Origin of the sequence: Sinomonas mesophila, from assembly GCF_001999765.1 — a bacterium.
GTDB classification, from domain to species: Bacteria; Actinomycetota; Actinomycetes; order Actinomycetales; family Micrococcaceae; genus Sinomonas; species Sinomonas mesophila.
Genome location: NZ_KV908326.1, coordinates 221,290 through 237,769, shown reverse-complemented (window position 1 = coordinate 237,769; position 16,480 = coordinate 221,290). Strand labels below are relative to the sequence as shown.

16 protein-coding genes are annotated in these 16,480 nt (G+C 72.2%); 8 read left to right on the top strand and 8 right to left on the bottom strand.

Annotated features, from left to right (window positions below; translation table 11 throughout):
• A partial coding sequence (locus BV907_RS07500) for a putative PEP-binding protein (RefSeq protein ID WP_342745528.1) occupies positions 1–622 on the top strand: 622 nt, incomplete at its 5' end.
• A gap of 2 nt (positions 623–624) precedes the next feature.
• Positions 625–1,713 (top strand): lactonase family protein, encoded by a 1,089-nt coding sequence (locus BV907_RS07495; RefSeq protein ID WP_077489091.1) that lies wholly within the window; start codon positions 625–627, stop codon positions 1,711–1,713.
• A gap of 94 nt (positions 1,714–1,807) precedes the next feature.
• Here the strand turns inward: BV907_RS07495 and BV907_RS07490 are convergent, their stop codons facing one another.
• Positions 1,808–2,215 carry a VOC family protein gene (locus BV907_RS07490; RefSeq protein ID WP_077489090.1) on the bottom strand — a complete coding sequence of 136 codons (408 nt, stop codon included), beginning with the start codon at positions 2,213–2,215 and terminating at the stop codon, positions 1,808–1,810.
• A 35-nt stretch (positions 2,216–2,250) separates the two neighbouring features.
• Positions 2,251–4,374: a phenylacetic acid degradation bifunctional protein PaaZ gene (gene paaZ / locus BV907_RS07485; protein WP_077489089.1), complete on the bottom strand. Its 2,124-nt coding sequence runs from the start codon at positions 4,372–4,374 to the stop codon at positions 2,251–2,253.
• A 169-nt stretch (positions 4,375–4,543) separates the two neighbouring features.
• On the opposite strand from paaZ, the gene BV907_RS07480 reads away from it, so the two are divergent.
• Complete coding sequence (locus BV907_RS07480) at positions 4,544–5,338, top strand: SGNH/GDSL hydrolase family protein (RefSeq protein ID WP_077489088.1); 795 nt, start codon at positions 4,544–4,546, stop codon at positions 5,336–5,338.
• Positions 5,339–5,348: 10 nt separating this feature from the next.
• Here BV907_RS07480 and BV907_RS07475 read toward each other — a convergent pair whose 3' ends face one another.
• Positions 5,349–6,074, bottom strand: a complete 726-nt coding sequence (locus BV907_RS07475) for a tyrosine-protein phosphatase (protein ID WP_077489087.1) — start codon at positions 6,072–6,074, stop codon at positions 5,349–5,351.
• Between the two features lie 174 nt (positions 6,075–6,248).
• Here BV907_RS07475 and BV907_RS07470 point away from each other — a divergent pair, with 174 nt between their 5' ends.
• Positions 6,249–6,998 carry a GDSL-type esterase/lipase family protein gene (locus BV907_RS07470; protein ID WP_077489086.1) on the top strand — a complete coding sequence of 250 codons (750 nt, stop codon included), beginning with the start codon at positions 6,249–6,251 and terminating at the stop codon, positions 6,996–6,998.
• Positions 6,999–7,381: 383 nt separating this feature from the next.
• Here the strand turns inward: BV907_RS07470 and BV907_RS07465 are convergent, their stop codons facing one another.
• The 3 genes from BV907_RS07465 to BV907_RS07455 are packed head-to-tail and all read right to left on the bottom strand — an operon-like array spanning position 7,382 to position 10,316.
• Complete coding sequence (locus tag BV907_RS07465) at positions 7,382–8,251, bottom strand: 3-hydroxyacyl-CoA dehydrogenase family protein (RefSeq protein ID WP_077489085.1); 870 nt, start codon at positions 8,249–8,251, stop codon at positions 7,382–7,384.
• Between the two features lie 5 nt (positions 8,252–8,256).
• Positions 8,257–9,090 carry an enoyl-CoA hydratase/isomerase family protein gene (locus BV907_RS07460; RefSeq protein ID WP_077489084.1) on the bottom strand — a complete coding sequence of 278 codons (834 nt, stop codon included), beginning with the start codon at positions 9,088–9,090 and terminating at the stop codon, positions 8,257–8,259.
• On the bottom strand, positions 9,090–10,316 hold the full coding sequence (locus BV907_RS07455) for an acetyl-CoA C-acyltransferase (RefSeq protein WP_077489083.1): 1,227 nt from the start codon (positions 10,314–10,316) through the stop codon (positions 9,090–9,092). The genes BV907_RS07460 and BV907_RS07455 overlap by 1 nt, the downstream gene beginning before the upstream one ends.
• A gap of 157 nt (positions 10,317–10,473) precedes the next feature.
• Here BV907_RS07455 and BV907_RS07450 point away from each other — a divergent pair, with 157 nt between their 5' ends.
• Positions 10,474–11,208 carry a CPBP family intramembrane glutamic endopeptidase gene (locus BV907_RS07450; protein ID WP_077489082.1) on the top strand — a complete coding sequence of 245 codons (735 nt, stop codon included), beginning with the start codon at positions 10,474–10,476 and terminating at the stop codon, positions 11,206–11,208.
• Positions 11,209–11,291: 83 nt separating this feature from the next.
• Complete coding sequence (locus tag BV907_RS07445; RefSeq protein WP_139346655.1) at positions 11,292–11,996, top strand: YceI family protein; 705 nt, start codon at positions 11,292–11,294, stop codon at positions 11,994–11,996.
• Here BV907_RS07445 and BV907_RS07440 read toward each other — a convergent pair.
• Both BV907_RS07440 and BV907_RS07435 read right to left on the bottom strand, forming a co-directional pair.
• Positions 11,941–13,638: an ATP-binding cassette domain-containing protein gene (locus BV907_RS07440; RefSeq protein ID WP_077489081.1), complete on the bottom strand. Its 1,698-nt coding sequence runs from the start codon at positions 13,636–13,638 to the stop codon at positions 11,941–11,943. The genes BV907_RS07445 and BV907_RS07440 overlap by 56 nt on opposite strands.
• Positions 13,639–13,883: 245 nt before the next feature.
• Complete coding sequence (locus tag BV907_RS07435; protein WP_077489080.1) at positions 13,884–15,236, bottom strand: MBL fold metallo-hydrolase; 1,353 nt, start codon at positions 15,234–15,236, stop codon at positions 13,884–13,886.
• Between the two features lie 70 nt (positions 15,237–15,306).
• Between BV907_RS07435 and BV907_RS07430 the strand changes: the two genes are divergently transcribed.
• Together BV907_RS07430 and BV907_RS07425 are read left to right on the top strand one after the other, a co-directional pair.
• Positions 15,307–15,852, top strand: coding sequence for a TetR/AcrR family transcriptional regulator (locus tag BV907_RS07430; protein WP_077489079.1), 546 nt, complete (start codon positions 15,307–15,309; stop codon positions 15,850–15,852).
• Entirely contained in the window at positions 15,849–16,409 is a 561-nt protein-coding gene (locus BV907_RS07425; RefSeq protein ID WP_077489114.1) for a dihydrofolate reductase family protein, read from the top strand. The genes BV907_RS07430 and BV907_RS07425 overlap by 4 nt, the downstream gene beginning before the upstream one ends.
• Positions 16,410–16,480 lie beyond the last annotated feature (71 nt).

The window sequence follows — 16,480 nt, the reverse complement described above, 5'->3', positions numbered from 1 at the left end:
CCAGCTCGCCGCCATCGCCGACGCCGCCGCCAAGAATGACGCCGAGGTCTGGGTCATGGCCCCCATGATCGCCACCCCCGACGAGGCCGCCCACTTCACACGCCTCGCCCGCGAGGCCGGCCTCGCCACCGCCGGGGTCATGGTCGAGGTCCCCTCCGCCGCGCTCACCGCCGGGCACATCCTCGCCACCGCCGACTTCGCCTCCCTCGGCACCAACGACCTCACCCAGTACGCCATGGCCGCCGACCGCATGCTCGGCCCCCTCGCCACCCTCAACGACCCCTGGCAGCCCGCCGTCCTGCACCTGATCAAGGCCACCTGCGACGGCGCCGCCCAAGCCGCCCAGGCCAGCGCCGAGAACCCCGACGGCCGGCCCAAGCCCGTCGGCGTCTGCGGCGAGGCCGCCGCCGACCCGGCCCTCGCCGCCGTCCTCGTCGGCCTCGGCGTCACCACCCTCTCCATGTCCCCCCGCGCCCTCCCCGCCGTCAACGCCGTCCTCAAGACCATCACCCTCCCCCAGGCCCAGAACCTCGCCACCCTCGCCCTCCAAGCCCCCACCGCCGCCGACGCCCGCACCACAGTCCGCGCCCACCTCCCCCTCCTCGACACCCTCGGGCTCTGAGCATGTCCCGGATCCTGGTCTTCATCGCGTGCGCCGGGGGCGGCGCCGTCGACACCCTCGCGCTCGATCGAGCGTCGGGCCAGATCGAGCCCGTCTCCCGGGCGGAGGGGCTCGGGCGTGTCTCGGCGCTCGCCCTGGACCCGGCGGGCACGCTCTACGCGGGAGCGAATGGCACGCCGCCGCGCACCGTCGCGCTCGCGCTCGACGCCGCGACCGGGTCGGCGACGGCAACGGCGGAGAGCGAGGCCCCGGCGAGCACGTGCTACCTGGCGCTCGCGCCCGGCGGGCGGGAGCTCCTGAGCGCCTCGTACCACGAGGGCCTCATGGCGCGGTTCCCCGTCCCTGGGGCCACGAGCGAACGGGCGGCAGGCGGGGCCGCTGGCGCGGCCCGCCCCCGCGCCACCGAGTACCGCTCCGGGCCCAACACGCACTGCGCGGTCCCGAGCCCGGACGGGCGGCACGTGTACACGGCCTCGCTCGGGGACGACCGCGTCTCGTGGTTCCCGCTCGATGAGCCGCACGACGGCGTCGTCCGCCCGGCCGGGCAGCTCGCCGCGATGCCGGGGTCGGGGCCGCGGCACCTGCGGGTCAACGCCGCCGGCGACCGCGTCTACGTGCTGCACGAGCTCTCGGGCGACGTGGACGTGCTGGTGCGCGACCCCGAGACCGGCGGGCTCTCGCTGCTCCAGCGCACCTCCGCGGTCGAGGGCCTGGGCCTCGCGCCGGGCATCGTCCGCTCCCCCAGCACCCCGGACCCCGGCCTCGGGGTCGTCTGGTGCGCGGACCTCCGGCTCACCCCGGACGGGCGCGTCCTCGTCGCGACGGAGCGCTCGACGAGCACGCTCGCGTCCTTCACAGTTGACGCCGACGGGCGGCTCGCGTTCGCGGGCCACACCGAGACGGAGGCGCAGCCGCGCGGCTCCGCGATCGACCCCTCGGGGCAGTTCCTGCTCGTGTGCGGCGAGCGGTCCGACCACGTCACGGCGTACCGGATCGACCCCGATACGGGCGGGCTCGAGCCCATCTCACGCGCCGCGACCGCTGGTGGCCCGCTGTGGATCGAGTGCTGGGACGCCCCGGACGCGGGCTGATGACCGCGGACTCAGCGATGTCCGCGCCACTGACGGGGGACACAGCGAGGGCCGGGCACCTGCCCGGCCCTCCGCCGTCGCGCGTCGTGCGTTATCACATGTTGTACTCGATGACTCCGCCCTGGTGCAGGCAGATGATGTTGCCGTCCGGGTCGGCGAACCACGAGGTCTTGTCCCCGCCCTTGGTCCAGATGTGGTGGTCATCCGTCTTGATGTCCGGCAGGTCGTAGTCCTCGAAGTGCACGCCGTGCCCTTCGAGATCGGCCATGGCGCTCTCGAGATCATCGACCTCGAACGTCAAGGCCGCGTGGCCAGAGTGGACCGCCTTCGGATCCACCATGAGGCCAAGCGATGCGGATCCTTCCAGACCCAGGATGGTCATCCCGGTCGGGTCCTTGCCGCGGACAGGGAGCCCCAACGCTCCCTCGTAGAAGTTCCTGGCCCGCGCCTCGTCGGCCACGGTCAGGATGGTTGTCGTCGGTCTTGTTGCGAGGTTGGTCATCGCGCACCTCCACGAGGGGAACTGACGGCTTCAGTTTAAGCGGGCCACTCCTTGGCGACGAGGGTCAGAACATCGTAGGTTGCGACAATTTCGTCGTCCTGGTTGGTCAGGACGGCGTCCCAGCGGACCTCGCCGTACTCGTCGGTCACGCGCGGGGTGATCTCCTTGGCCGTGAGCGTGACCCGGATCGAGTCCCCCGCGGGGACGGGGGTGATGAACCGCAGGTTCTCGAGGCCGTAGTTGGCCAGGACCGGTCCGGGCTCGGGCGAGACGAACAGGCCAGCCGCCCAGCTCACGAGCAGGTAGCCGTGCGCCACGATGCCCGGGAAGAACGGATTGGCCGCCGCGGCCTCCTCGTTGGTGTGGGCGTAGAACGTATCGCCGGTCTCGTTGGCGAAGGCCGTGATGTCCTCGAGGGTGACCTGACGCAGCTCGGAGCGCACGGCGTCGCCGATCCGCAGCTCGGCGAGGGACTTGCGGAAGGGGTGCGCCGACGGGTCCGCCGGGTCCGCAAGGTGCCGGTCCGCGCCCGTGTGCCACACGCCCGTGACGGCCGTGAGCATGTTCGGGGAGCCCTGGAGGGCGGTGCGCTGCATGTGGTGCTTGACGGAGCGGATGCCGCCGAGCTCCTCGCCACCGCCCGCGCGGCCGGGGCCGCCGTGGACGAGGTGCGGGACCGGGGAGCCGTGGCCGGTCGAGGTCTTGGCGTCCTCGCGGTTGAGCATGAGCACGCGGCCGTGGTGCGCGGCAATGCCGGTCACGAGAGCCTGCGCCGTCGCCGGATCGTTGGTGCACACCGAGGCCACGAGCGAGCCGGAGCCGAGCGCCGCGAGCTCGACGGCCTCCTCGAGCGAGGTGTAGCCGACGACCGACGAGACCGGGCCGAACGCCTCGGTGCCGTGGAGGGCCGGCGCCCGCACGTCGTCCCACGTCAGGACGAGCGGGGACATGAACGCGCCGTCGGCGACGACGGCCTTCTCCCCGCTCGCGGTGAGCACCTCGGGCGCGTCGAGGGAGCCAACGGCGATCCGGCCGCCGGCGGCGACGAGCGACTCGACGGCGCCGCGCACGTCCTTGAGCTGCTCGAGGGAGGCGAGCGCGCCCATGGTCGCGCCCTCGGCGCGCGGGTCGCCGACCACGACGCGCTCCCCCACCCGAGCGCCGATGGCGGCGACGACGTCGTCCACGAGCTCGGCGGGGACGATCGCGCGGCGGATCGCGGTGCACTTCTGGCCCGCCTTGACCGTCATCTCGGTGACCACGGACTTGACGAACGCCTCGAACTCCGGGGTGCCCGGGACGGCGTCGGGCCCCAGGATCGCGGCGTTGAGCGAGTCCGTCTCGGAGGTGAAGCGGACGCCGCCGTGCACGACGTTCGGGTGCGACTTGAGCATGTTCGCCGTCGAGGCGGAGCCCGTGAAGGAGACCATGTCGCGGTAGTCGAGCTCGTCCAGGAGCGTGCGGGCCGAGCCCGAGACGAGCTGGATCGAGCCCGACGGGAGGATGCCCGAGGCGACCATGAGCCGGACCATCGCCTCGGTCACGTAGCCGGTCGGCGTCGCGGGCTTGACGATCGTGGGGACGCCGGCGACGAAGGCGGGGGCGAACTTCTCGAGCATGCCCCAGACGGGGAAGTTGAAGGCGTTGATCTGCACGGCGACGCCCGGGATGCGGGTGTAGATGTGCTCGCCCACGAAGGAGCCGTCGCGGGAGAGGGCCTCCATGGGCCCGTCGACGATCACGTTGGTGTTGGGCAGCTCGCGGCGGCCCTTCGAGCCGAAGGTGAAGAGCACGCCGATGCCGCCGTCGACGTCGACCATCGAGTCGAGCTTGGTCGCTCCGGTGCGGTAGGAGAGCTCGTAGACCTCGTCGCGGCGCGCGTTGAGGTACTGGGCGAGCTCCTTGAGCTTGAGGGCGCGCTCGTGGATGGTCAGTGCGCCCAGCTCACGCTGGCCCACCGTGCGCGCGTGCTGGACCATTCCGGCGAGGTCGAGGCCGTCGGCGTTGACGACGGCGAGGAGCTTGCCGGTGCTCGCATCGCGCACCTCGGCGCCCCGGCCGGCGCCGCTGGCCGGCGTCCACCAGGAGTCGCGGATGTAGCTGGGGACGACCGTGGCGGCAGCGGCGTCTGTGGCGGGTGCTTCCGGGGCAGTGGTCATCGTCGACGGATCCTTCCGAGAGGGCGAAGCTGACTTCCTCCGGCCGGGTAATTACTGACCGGCCGTTCGGTAATAAACCAAGAATACACGGTGAGCCCTTCCAGGACGAGAGGAGGTTTCTGCGCGGGCCCTCTACTCTGGTTGTGCCACGAGCGCACGAGGAGATCCCATGAACACCTCTGCCCGGATCCGCAGGCTCGGCGCCGTCCTGCTCGCTGCCACCGGCCTCGCGGCGGGCGCCGCGGCCTTCCCCGCATCGGCAGCCCCGCCCCCGCTGTACGTCGGCCTCGGCGACTCCTTCGCGGCCGGCGTGGGCGGCGACACCATCGCCGATGCCTCGTGCGGGCGGACGGCCGAGGCCTATTCCACCGTCCTCGGCGGCGTCACCAGGGCGTGCGGGGGCGCCACCACTGAAGACGTCATCCAGCAGGCCGCCACCCTGAGGCCCGCGACGCGCACGGTGACCGTGACGGTGGGCGGCAACGACGTCGGAGCACTCCAGACGACGGCGGCATGCCTGGAGGGCTCCGTCCACTGCGCCCAGATGATCGAAGCCTCCCAGCATGCGGCGGCCACCCTTCTTCCGGGCAGGCTTTCACGGGTGGTGGCGGCGGTCCGCGCCGCCGCGCCCCGTGCGGAGATCACACTGACGGGCTACCCGCGGCTGTTCGACGAGGAGAACCTGAGTGGGGACCTCCAGACCGTGGCCCAAGCCCTCAATGTCGGGGCGGACGTCCTCAACTCCTCGATCAGGAGCGCCGCAGAAGCGAACAGTGCGGGCTTCGTCTCCGTCACCGAGGCATTCGACGGGCACGGCTTCGCCTCAGCAGATCCGTGGATCCGTGCGCCGAGCGAGGCGGGCGTCGCGCTCCATCCGACGTCCGCAGGCCATCGGCTCGGCTATGCCCCGGCGGTGGGCGCCGCCCTCGGGCCTCCGCTTACCACGCCCGCCTTCGCCCGCTGAGCCGGTCCCCCTATCGCCCCAGCTTCCTCCGCACCGCCTCGAGCTCCGCGGCGCTCAGGCCATGCCGCACGAGGTACCGCTCGACGTCGATCCCCGCCGCGAACCCGGCGAGCGCCTCCCGACGGCCGGCGAGCAGCGGCGCCAGCTCGGCGTCGTCCTGGTAGCGCTCGAAGGGATGCCGGACGGGGCTGACCCGGTGCCACTCGTTGATCCCGCGCACGCTCGCCTCGTCGTGCGCCGCGGCCGCCTCGCGCGCGGCCTCGGGTGCCGCGAGCGCCAGGAGCATCGTCACGACGAGGCCGGTGCGGTCACGCCCCGCCGAGCAGTGCAGCACGACGCCAGCGGGCGCCTCGGCGATCGCGCGGAAGACCGCCACGAGGCGCTCCGGGAAGAGCCGCACGATGTGCTCGTAGCCGTCCGGGTGGTTGAGATAGGGCGGGACGCGGTCTGCGAACAGCTCTGCGTGCTCGGGATGCGCAGGATCCTCGGTCGGGGCGTTGACGACGGCGATGCCCGCCATCGCGTCTGGCCGCACCGCCGGGTCGGTCGGCCGCCGGCGCTGCTCGCCCGGGTTGCGGAGGTCGATGACGGTGCGGACCCCGTCGTCGCGCATCTGCCGCCACCCGCGCTCGGTGAGCCATTCCCGGCGGCCCATCCGGAACACCTCGCCGCGCACGCGGCGGGCGTTGACGGCACCCTCCCACGCGACGGGGTCGAGCGGCTCGGCGGTGTCCATGCCGCCCAGCCTAGCCCGCCGCGTGAACGCGAGCAGGGCGCATGGCGGCGCCTTCACCGCGGCTCCGGGCGGGCCTAGGATGGCGCGGGTCAGGACTACTGCCCGGTGACGCTGGCGGAGTCCACCGGCAGAGGGTCGGACTGCGGCGGCTGAGCCCTTACGTGAGGAGCCAGCATGGCCATCACCCGCCTCCGCCGCGCCGTGGCTGCCGCCGCGGCCGCACTCTCACTCCTTGCCGCGGGCACCGCACCCGCCGCGGCCGTGCCGCCCACCCGCTATGCAGCCGTCGGGGACTCCATCGCCGCCGGCGTCGGGGCCGGGAAGGTCCTCGACCCCGTCTGCGGGCGCACCGACGCGGGCTACGCCGCGCTCCTGGGCGCCGCGCCCAACCTCGGCTGCGGCGGCGCCACGGCCGAGCAGGTGCTGGCCGCCCAGGTGCCCGCCATCCCGAGGAACGCGACGGAGGTGACGATCACGGTGGGCGCGAACGACGCCGGCGCCTTCGCCGTGTTCCAGGCCTGCATCCCGGACGCCTCGTCGCTCGCGTGCCTCCAGGCGTTCCGGCAGTCCCTCGCCGCGATCGCCGTGCTCGACGGCGAGATCGCCGCCGTTGTCGATGCCGCGCAGGAGCGCGCGCGGGGCGCGAACGTCGTCGTCACCGGCTACCCGCTCCTCTTCGAACAGGATCCGACCACGCTGCTGGACGACACGGTCAACGCCACGATCATCGGCCTCAACACAGCGATTGCGGCGGGCGCCACGGCAGCTGGGGCGCGGTATGTCGACGTCGTCATCCCGTTCCTGGGCCACGGCCTCGGCTCGGCCGATTCCTGGATCAACGGCCCCACCCATCTCACGGGGCCGTACCACCCGAACACGGCCGGGTACGCAGCCTACGCCGCGGCGATCCAGCGGAGGCTCTGAGAAGGACACTCGTCAGCCCGGAGAGACGTTTCTTCCCTGGGCGTTGCAAACGCGACATCTGCCGGAAACAGCGGCTTCCGACACTGGAAGGACCGAAGGACAGCGACACGAAGGACACCGACGATGACGTACGGCACCGATCAGGCCCCCAGTACCCATCCCGTGATCCTCGCCCACTTGCCGTGGGCGGGGTGGGTGATCGACGTCTCCACGACGGGCCCAGCGGCTACGGCCCAGGCGTCCGTCGCGAGACCGGCCGCGGCTGGCACCGCCAGCCGACGGTGAGTCGTGGCCCCGCATCCTAGGGATCTGACCCCGCATCGTTGAGAGGTGACCCCGCGTCCCCCATGAAGGACGCGGGGTCAGGTCCCTGCAACCCGGGGTCAGGTCCAGTCGTAGAAGCCCTTGCCGCTCTTGCGGCCGAGCTCGCCCGCGGCGACCTTGTCGCGGAGGATCTGCGGCGGGGCGAAGCGCTCGCCGAGGGTCGAGTGGAGGTACTCGGCGATCCCGAGACGCACGTCGAGGCCAACGATGTCGGTGGTCTTGAGGGGGCCGGTGGGGTGCTTGTAGCCCAGGACCATGGCGTTGTCGATGTCCTCGGCCGTCGCGACGCCCTCCTCGACCATACGCATCGCCTCGAGGGCGATCGCCACGCCCAGGCGGGAGGACGCGAAGCCGGGCGCATCCTTGACGACGACGGCGGTCTTGCCGAGCGCCTCGACCCAGCCGCGCGCGGCGGCCTCGGCCTCAGGGGACGTCTTCGCGGCGATGACGACCTCGATCAGCGTCGAGGCCGGCACGGGGTTGAAGAAGTGCAGGCCCAGGAACTGCTCGGGCCGGGCAAGGGACTCGGCCAGGCCCGTCACGGACAGGGACGAGGTGTTCGTGGCAAGGAACGCGCGCGGGTTCAGCTCGCGCTCGACGGCGGTCAGCGCCGTCGTCTTCAGCTGCGGGTCCTCGGGGACCGCCTCCACGACGAGGTCGCACAGGGCGAAGTCGGCATAGTCCGTGCTCGTGGCGAACGCAGTGAGGATCTCCCCGGCGGAGGATTGGACCCCGCCGCGCTCGATGCTCTTGGCCACCGAGGCCTCGACCCGCTCCCGGGCCCCGGTGGCGGCGTCGTCGTCGCGCTCGACGACGACGACCTTCGCCCCACCCATGAGAAACGCGTGCGCGATGCCGGCGCCCATGCGCCCGCCGCCTAGGACGCCGACGCGCTCCGGGAGGCCCTCGGCCAGATTGATGGTGCCCATGTGTGCTACTTCCCGTCCTTGGTCTTCTTCGTGCTGCCCTTCTCCAGGAAGGCCTGCATGCGGTCGAACTTGGCCTGGGACTCGAAGAGCATGCCCTGGGCCAGGGTGTCGATGAGCGGGTGGACCTCCCGCGGGGTGTGGAAGACAGCCTTCGAGATGCGGACCGCGAGCGGGTCCTGCGCCGCGACACGGTCCGCGAGCGCGTGCGCGGCAGGCAGGAGCTGCTCGGGCTCGACGAGCTCGGTGACGAGCCCCGCCTCGAGGCACTCCTGACCGGTCAGCACCCGCCCCGCGAGGAGGATCTCCTTCGCGAGCGGCTCGCCTATGAGTTCGCGCAGCCGCCACGTCGCCCCGGCCGCGGCCATGATCCCCAGCCCGGTCTCGGGGTTGCCCATCCGCAGCGAGGGGGTGCCGATCCGGAAGTCCGCGGCGTAGGCGAGCTCGGCGCCGCCGCCGAGGGCGTAGCCCTCGAGGGCAGCGATGGCCGGCATCGGAAGCTTCGCGATCCGGTCGAACACCGTTGAGTTGATCCCGGCGAGAGCGTCGTCGCGGCGCCGCTCGCGCAGCTGGGCGATGTCCGCTCCCGAGGCGAAGATCCCCTTCGCCCCCGTCTCCGGATCCGCGGCGGTGCCCGAGAGGATGAGCACCTTCGGGTGTGCCTCGAGGTGCGCGCAGACCGCGTGCAGCTCGTCCACCATCGCCTGGTCGATCGCGTTGCGCACCTCCGGCCGGTGCAGGGTCGCGTGCAGCCGGTCCGCGCCCTCGGCGATGCGCAGCGTCGCGAAGCCGGAGGGGTCAAGGCGCGGAGCGCCGTCGTCCTGAATCGGCTCGGCTGCCATCAGACCCCCTCGACGAGCAGCGCGGTGCCCTGCCCGACGCCGACGCACATCGTCGCGAGGCCGAGCCTCCGGTCCCCGCCGGCGAGCTCGCGCTCCATCCGGCCGAGGAGCGTCACGACCAGGCGCGAGCCGGAGGATCCGAGCGGGTGGCCGAGGGCGATCGCGCCGCCGTCGTTGTTAACGATGCCTTCATCCAGTTTCAGCTCGCGCATGACGGCGAGCGACTGGGATGCGAACGCCTCGTTGAGCTCGACGGCGCCGAGGTCCGCGACGGACAGGCCCGCCCGGTCGAGGACCTTCTGGGTGGCCGGGACCGGGCCAATGCCCATGATCTCCGGCGCGACGCCCGCGGAGGCGCCCTCGAGGATGCGTGCGCGCGGGGCGAGGCCGTACTTCTCGACCGCGGCCTCGGAGGCGACGACGATCGCCGAGGCGCCGTCGTTGAGGCTCGAGGCGTTGCCCGCCGTCACGACCGAGCCGCCCTTCACGACCGGGCGCAGCCCGGCCAGGACCTCCGCCGTCGTGCCCGGGCGCGGTCCCTCGTCGGTGTCGACGACTGTCTGGGCGCCCTTCTTCCCGGTCACGGTCACCGGGACGATCTCCTCGGCGAAGCGTCCTGCCTCGATCGCGGCGAGGGCCCGCTCGTGCGAGCGGACCGCGAACGCGTCGCAGTCCTCGCGGCTCGTGCCGAACACCCGGGCGACCTCCTCGGCTGTCTCGGGCATGGAGAACGTCGCCTTGCCGTCGCGGGAGAGCTCGCCGGAGAGGAAGGCCGGGTTCGTGAACCGCCACCCGATCGAGGTGTCGAAGACCGCGCCGGGCTTGGCGAACGCCGCCACCGGCTTCTCCATGACCCACGGCGCGCGGGACATCGACTCGACGCCGCCGGCGACCACGAGGTCCGCCGCGCCCGCCTTGACCATGTGGGACGCCATGATGATGGCGGAGAGCCCCGAGGCGCAGAGCCGGTTCACCGTGACGCCCGGAACGCTGTCCGGGAACCCGGCCAGGAGCCACGCCATCCGCGCGACGTTGCGGTTCTCCTCGCCCGCGCCGTTCGCGTTGCCCAGGATCACCTCGTCCACGGCCGCGGGGTCGATGCCCGCGCGCTCGACCGCTGCCTTGACGGTCAGGGCCGCGAGGTCGTCGGGACGGACGGAGGAGAGCGAGCCGCCGTAGCGCCCCACCGGGGTGCGCGCGCCGCCGATCAGAAAGGCCTCAGCCATGTGCACTTCCTTATGCGTAGTCTCGAGCGTGGGCGTCGGGCTCCCACTGTGGGTTGCCGACCTTTTAGTTACCGACCGTTCGTTCTATAAAGATTCTCACCCGGCCACGCCCCGGTCAACCCGGAACGGGGGGCCTGCCCTGTTCGTTGACGTGACGATGCTGCCACGTTCGACCTCTGCACCCGTCCGGCCGCGCCGCTTCGGCCGCTACACGGCGCTGGACGGCCTCGCCGTCCTGCTCTACCTGATCCTGCCGCTGGCGGCCGCGTTCCTTCCGCTCGGCCGAATCGCCGCCGTGGCCGCGGACCCGACGGCGGCGGTGTTCCTGCTCAACCTCGGAATCTACGCCGTGGTGTTCGTCGCCGCGTTGTTGGCCGCGCGGCGGTACGTGGCGCGGGACCTGCGCATCCTCGGCACGCGGCCGTGGTTCACGCTCGGCATCCTCCCGCTCATGCTCGTGGCGATGCTCATCGTGACCGTCCTCGTCGTCATGCTCTCCGGCGGTGTCCAGGTCTCCGTCAACCAGACCGGGCTCGAGGACATGGCGAGGCAGGTGCCCTGGTACCTCACGGCCCCTCTGCTCATCCTCATCGGCCCGTTCGTCGAGGAGTACATCTTCCGCCACCTGCTCATCGGCAAGCTGAGCCTCTACCTCAATCGGTGGATCTGCTACGCCGCCTCGCTGCTCCTGTTCGCGGCGCTGCACATCGCCGGCCGGGAGGCCATCACCTTCCAGTCGCTCGCGCCGTACCTGGGGTTCGGGCTCGTGCTCGTCTTCGCCTACGTCTGGACGGCGAACAACCTCATGTTCAGCTACTTCCTGCACGCGCTCAAGAACGCACTCTCGGTGGTCCTCATCTACACGATGGACATCTCCTCGCTCGCACAGTAGAAAGCACAGGAACCGGCGGGAACCACTGCGGGACCCGGGCCGTGGAACACGTGAAACGTCAACTACCTAGCGAGGGACTCCACGTGACCAAGAACCGCAAGCTCTGGCTCCTCATAGGCCTCGTCGTGGCCGTCGCCGCGATCGTCGCCGTCGTCGCCGGGCCGCGCATCTACGCCTCGATGCAGCCCGAAGCCAAGGCCCCACTCTCCGTGTCCACACCCACCGCGACCTCGCCGACATTCCTCGCGACCACGGGGCAACGCCCCGACGGCGCGGACGACGGCACGTGGACGGTAGCCTCGGGCTCCCAGGCCGGCTACCGCATCGACGAGGTGCTCAACGGCGCCGACGTGACCGTCGTCGGCCGTACCGAGAAGGTCACCGGCACCGCGACGGTGGCCGACGGCGTGCTCACCGCGGCGTCGGTCGTCGTCGACGTCGCGAGCATCACGACCGACAACGGCAACCGCGACAGCTACTTCCGTTCGACGGCCCTGCGCACGAGCCAGTTCCCCACCGCGACCTTCGCCCTCGGCACCCCCGTGACGCTGCCCGAGATCGGCGCGAACCCGGTCGAGGTCCCCGTCTCCGGCACGCTCGAGCTCGCGGGCCAGACGCGCGACGTGACGGCGACGCTCTCGGTGGTGCGCGACGGCGAGAGCGTCTCCGCCTCGGGCGCGATCCCCGTGACGGTCTCCGACTACGGCATCCAGGCCCCGGACCTCGGCTTCGTTAAGGTCGAGCCGGCCGGGCAGGTCGAGTTCCTGGTCCATCTCCAGCAGCAGTGAGCTCCAGCCGCCGGCCGCCCTCGAGGCCCGCGAACCACCGCCCGAGCGCGCGGTCGTGGCTCGCCACGACGAGCGTGCCGCGGTAGTTCTCGAGGGCGGCCTCGAGCTCGCCCACGAGCAGCGGCGCGAGGTGGTTGGTCGGCTCGTCGAGCAGCAGGAGCTCCGAATGGCCCGCGAGCAGGCGGGCCAGCGCGAGTCGCCGGTACTGCCCCGCCGAGAGCGAACCGACGGGCACGAAGAAGTCCTGCACCCTGAACAGGCCCACATGCAGGAGCCGCTCGGCGTGCTCGTCCAGGTCGCCCGCCAGGCCCGCCGCGTACGCCGCGAGCAGGCGCGCGTGCGGGTCCGCTGGCGGCGGCAGCTCCTGCGGGAGCAGTGCGACGGCGGCGGGGCGGCGGGATGTCGGCTCTGCCTCGCCGCCCTCAGCCTCCGGGAGCACCGCCTGGCCAGGCCCGGCCACCGCCGTCCGGACCGCGCCCGTGTGGCTGATCCTGCCCGCGAGGACCCCCAGCAGGGTCGTCTTCCCCGCACCGTTGGGGCCCGTGACGAGCAGCCGCTCCCCCGGCGCGAGCTCGAGGTCCACGGGAGCGAGCCGGCCCGGCACGGCGGCGGCCTCGGCGGACAGGGCCGCGCCGTCCTCCACCTCGAAGGCGGCCGCGAGGTGCAGGGGCCGCGGCGGCGGCATGACGGGCGCGGCCTCGAGCCGCCGGAGCCGCTCGCGGGCCGAGCGGATCTGGCTCTCGACGGCCGCGCTGACCCGCTGGCCGAAGTAGTTGTAGCCCGAGATGTCCTTGTCCGTCATGCGGCCGTAGGCGATGCGGCCTGACACGGCGGCCGCCTTGGCCCGCTCGTGCTCCTTGGCCGCGACCCACTCGGCGTACTCGTGCTCCCACGCGCGCCGCTCGGCGGCCTTCGCGGCCAGATAGCCCGCGTAGCCGGTCCCGTAGCGGCGCACCGCGCGCCGGTCGGCGTCGACCTCGAGCACCACGCGGGCGAACCGCTCGAGGAAGTCGCGATCGTGCGAGACGGCCACGACGATCCCGCTGCGCGCCGCGAGCTCCGCCTCGAGCCACGCGAGCGTCGCGGCGTCGAGGTGGTTGGTGGGCTCGTCGAGCAGCAGGATCGGGGCCGGGTCCGCGAGCGCGAGGGCCAGGCACACGCGCTCGGCCTCGCCGCCCGAGAGGCTCCCGAGCGTGCGGTCGGCGTCCTCGCGGGCGATCCGGCCGACGCCGAGCCGCTCGAGCGCGATGCCCGCCCGGACCCGCGCCTCGAGCTCCCTCTCCGCCGCCGTCGCGTCCTCGGCCGCGGCGGCGGACGCCTCGGCGAGGAGCGCGCCGACGGTCGCGCCGGCGTCGTACGTCTGCGCGAGCCGGGAGATCCGCCCGTGCACCGCGACGCTGCCCGCGTCGGGACGCTCGACGCCGGCGAGGAGCCGCAGGAGGGTCGACTTGCCGGCGCCGTTCTCGCCGACGACGGCGATCCGCTCGCCGTCCGCGACGACGAGGTGCACGCCGTCGAGCAGGAGCCGGTCGCCGTAGCCGTGCGAGACGCCGGTGACGGTCAGGTGAACGGAGCTGGGGCCGGCGCTGGCGTGGGAGGGGGCGACGGCGTGGGAGGGGGTGCGGTCTGGAGATGCAGGCATGGTCTGGCCTCGCTTCGGCGGCTCGCGGGCTCGCGCAGGCACGCGCCGAGCCCGGGCGGACGGGGGTCGGGGAAGCGGCTCAGCGGACCATGCGTTCTAGGGTCGCGGCACCCCGGCGCACTGTCAAGCCGCCCCACCGCCACAACGCCGCATCGCAACACGCTGTTATCCGGTCCGAATCACGGCGTGTTGCGATGCGGCGTTGAGAGGGGGGCCGCAGCACCGGCGGCCCCCGGCGGGACGGCTCAGCGCTCGAGCGGCACGCCGAGATCCCCCGCGCGCTCGAAGCGGTCGTCGACGAGCACGACGTCGCGCCCCTCGCGGGCCAGCAGGCTCGCCGCGACCCCGGCCCGGTAGCCCGAGGTGCAGTGCACCCAGACGCGCCCGGGCGGCACGTCGCCCAGCCGTGCAAGGAGCTCGTGCAGGGGCACGTTGACCGACCCGGCCACGTGGGCCTCGGAGTGCTCCTCGGCCCGGCGGACGTCGAGGACGACGTCGCCCTCCCGCCTGCCGCTCGCGAGCTCCTCCCAGCCGGTGCGGGGGTAGGATGCGAGCTCCGCGCCCGGGACGAGGGCGCCCGGGTCCTCGCCGAGGGCCGCGTCCGGGGAGTCGATCCCGATCCGGGTCAGGTCCCGCACGGCCTTCTCGACGTCCCCGCGCGGGCCGACGAGCGTGAGCTTCTGGCCCCACGGGATGACCCAGCCGACGTAGGCGGTGAAGCTCGTGCCGCGCCCGTACTCGAAGCTCACGCTCCCACGCAGGTGGCTGCTCGCGAAGGCCACGCGCCGGCGCACGTCGATGACCCACTCGCCCGCCTCGAGGCGGTGTCCGAGCTCGTGCGCGTCGAGCGGCTCAGGGACCGCGAGCCGCGCCGGCCCGGGGCCGTGGGCGTTGAGCGGGGCCATGTGGGCGTAGTACGCGGGATAGGCGGTGAGGTTCGCGAGGAGCTCGCCGACGAAGTGGTCCTCGTCCGGGTCGGTGAGCGCGTGGTTGGCGAGCAGCTGCTCGCCGACCGTCGACGTTCCCGCCCGGGACGCGGGCCCGACCGAGCAGAAGGACCCGAAGCCGTGCGTCGGGTACAGCTCGGCGTCGGGCCCGGCCTCCTGAGCGAGACGGCGCACCGAGACGTACTGGTCGCGGGCCAGTCCCTCCGTGTCCCCGGGCGCGACGAGGTCCGTGCGGCCCACCGAGCCGTAGAGCAGGCTCCCGCCCGAGAACACCGCGGTCCGTCCGCCGCCGCGGACGATGTAGGCGACGTGGTGGTGCGTGTGCCCCGGCGTCGCGAGGGCCGTCACGGACAGGGCGCCCACGCGGAACTCCTGCCGGTCGGCGACGGGCTCGCGCTCGTAGGCGACCTGCTCCTCGGCCCCGACGAGGTAGGCCGCGCCGTGGGCGCGGGCCAGGACCAGGCCGCCCGTGAGGTAGTCGTTGTGCAGGTGGGTCTCGGCGACGTGCGTGATCCGCACGCCCGCCGCCCGAGCCGCCGCCTCGATCCGGTCCGTGTCCCGCTGCGGATCGACGACGAGCGCGACCTCGCCGTCGTGGACCAGGTAGCTGCGGTCCCCGAGCTGGGGTGTCTCGACGGGCACGACCTCCATGCGACCATCGTCCCCCAGGAGCCGGGACCCCGATAGGGCGCCAATTAGTGAATCGTGATTTACTAAACATGTGGCCAGGCCTCGACGAGACGACGAATCCGTACTCCTGAACCGCATCGCGTCGACACTGGAGCGGCGGCGGTCGCTTGACCCCTGGACGCTGGCAGAGATCGCACCCGCAGCCCGACTGAGCCCCGCTGGCCTGCTCAAGCGGTTCGGCTCGCGGCAGGGGATCCTTCTGGCGTTGAGCCGCAGATGGTTCGACTCGATCCCGGACGGCCCCCAGGGGAGGGCCTCGGGCGACGAGCTACGGTCCTGGGTTGAGCAGCGATTCTCCCCCAGTGGGCCTGACCGGGTGGCCCAAGGCCTGATCAACCTGCTTGACGACCTCACTGACGAGCGCTTGCGTGAGCTGCTTGCTGAAGGCTGGTCCAAGGAGATCGGATACGTCGCGTCGCTCCTGGACCTGACCGAGCTGCCCCGCCTTGGCGACCCGCACCGCGGGGCCCGCCTGCTCTTCGACGCCCTGAATGGGGCAATGCTGCGTCGAGCCACCGAGGCGGACGCCCCTGAACCGGTTCAGATTCTCGACGAACTCCTGGAGGTATGGTCATGACCCACACCCGCGGCTGGACAGGCCGAGTCTTCATCGGCGCAAGCCTCGATGGCTTCATCGCCCGTCCCGATGGCGACATCGGCTGGCTGACCGACCCCGCACCGGTGCCGCACCGTGCGACTGCCACCAACAGCGCAGAGGCACTGAGTTGGGACTCCTTCTTCCCGATGATTGATCACCTCGTCATGGGACGAGGCACCTACGAGAAGGTGCTGACCTTCGGCGCATGGCCGTACGCGCACAAGCGCGTGATCGTCTTGTCCACCACCCTCCGGGCCGACGATGACCGCATCACTGTCGTTCGAGACCTTGACGAGGCCATCACAGCACTCGATCGGTTCGGTGCCCGTCAGGTCTATGTCGACGGCGGCAAAGTCATCCAGACCTTTCTGCGCGCTGACCTCATCGACGAGATCAGCATCGGGTGGGCCCCCGTGCTCCTCGGACACGGGCTTCCGCTCTTCGGCTTCCTTGATCACGACGTCCAACTACGTCTTCTCTCCAGCACCACGAGCGGCAACGGCATGGTCAATGCAACCTACGCAGTCCACCGATGAAGGTCTGGCCCGGCTTCTGATGCCGCCAGCGGTGATGACGCCCGTCGCCCGCGCGGCCATGGCCCCCGACT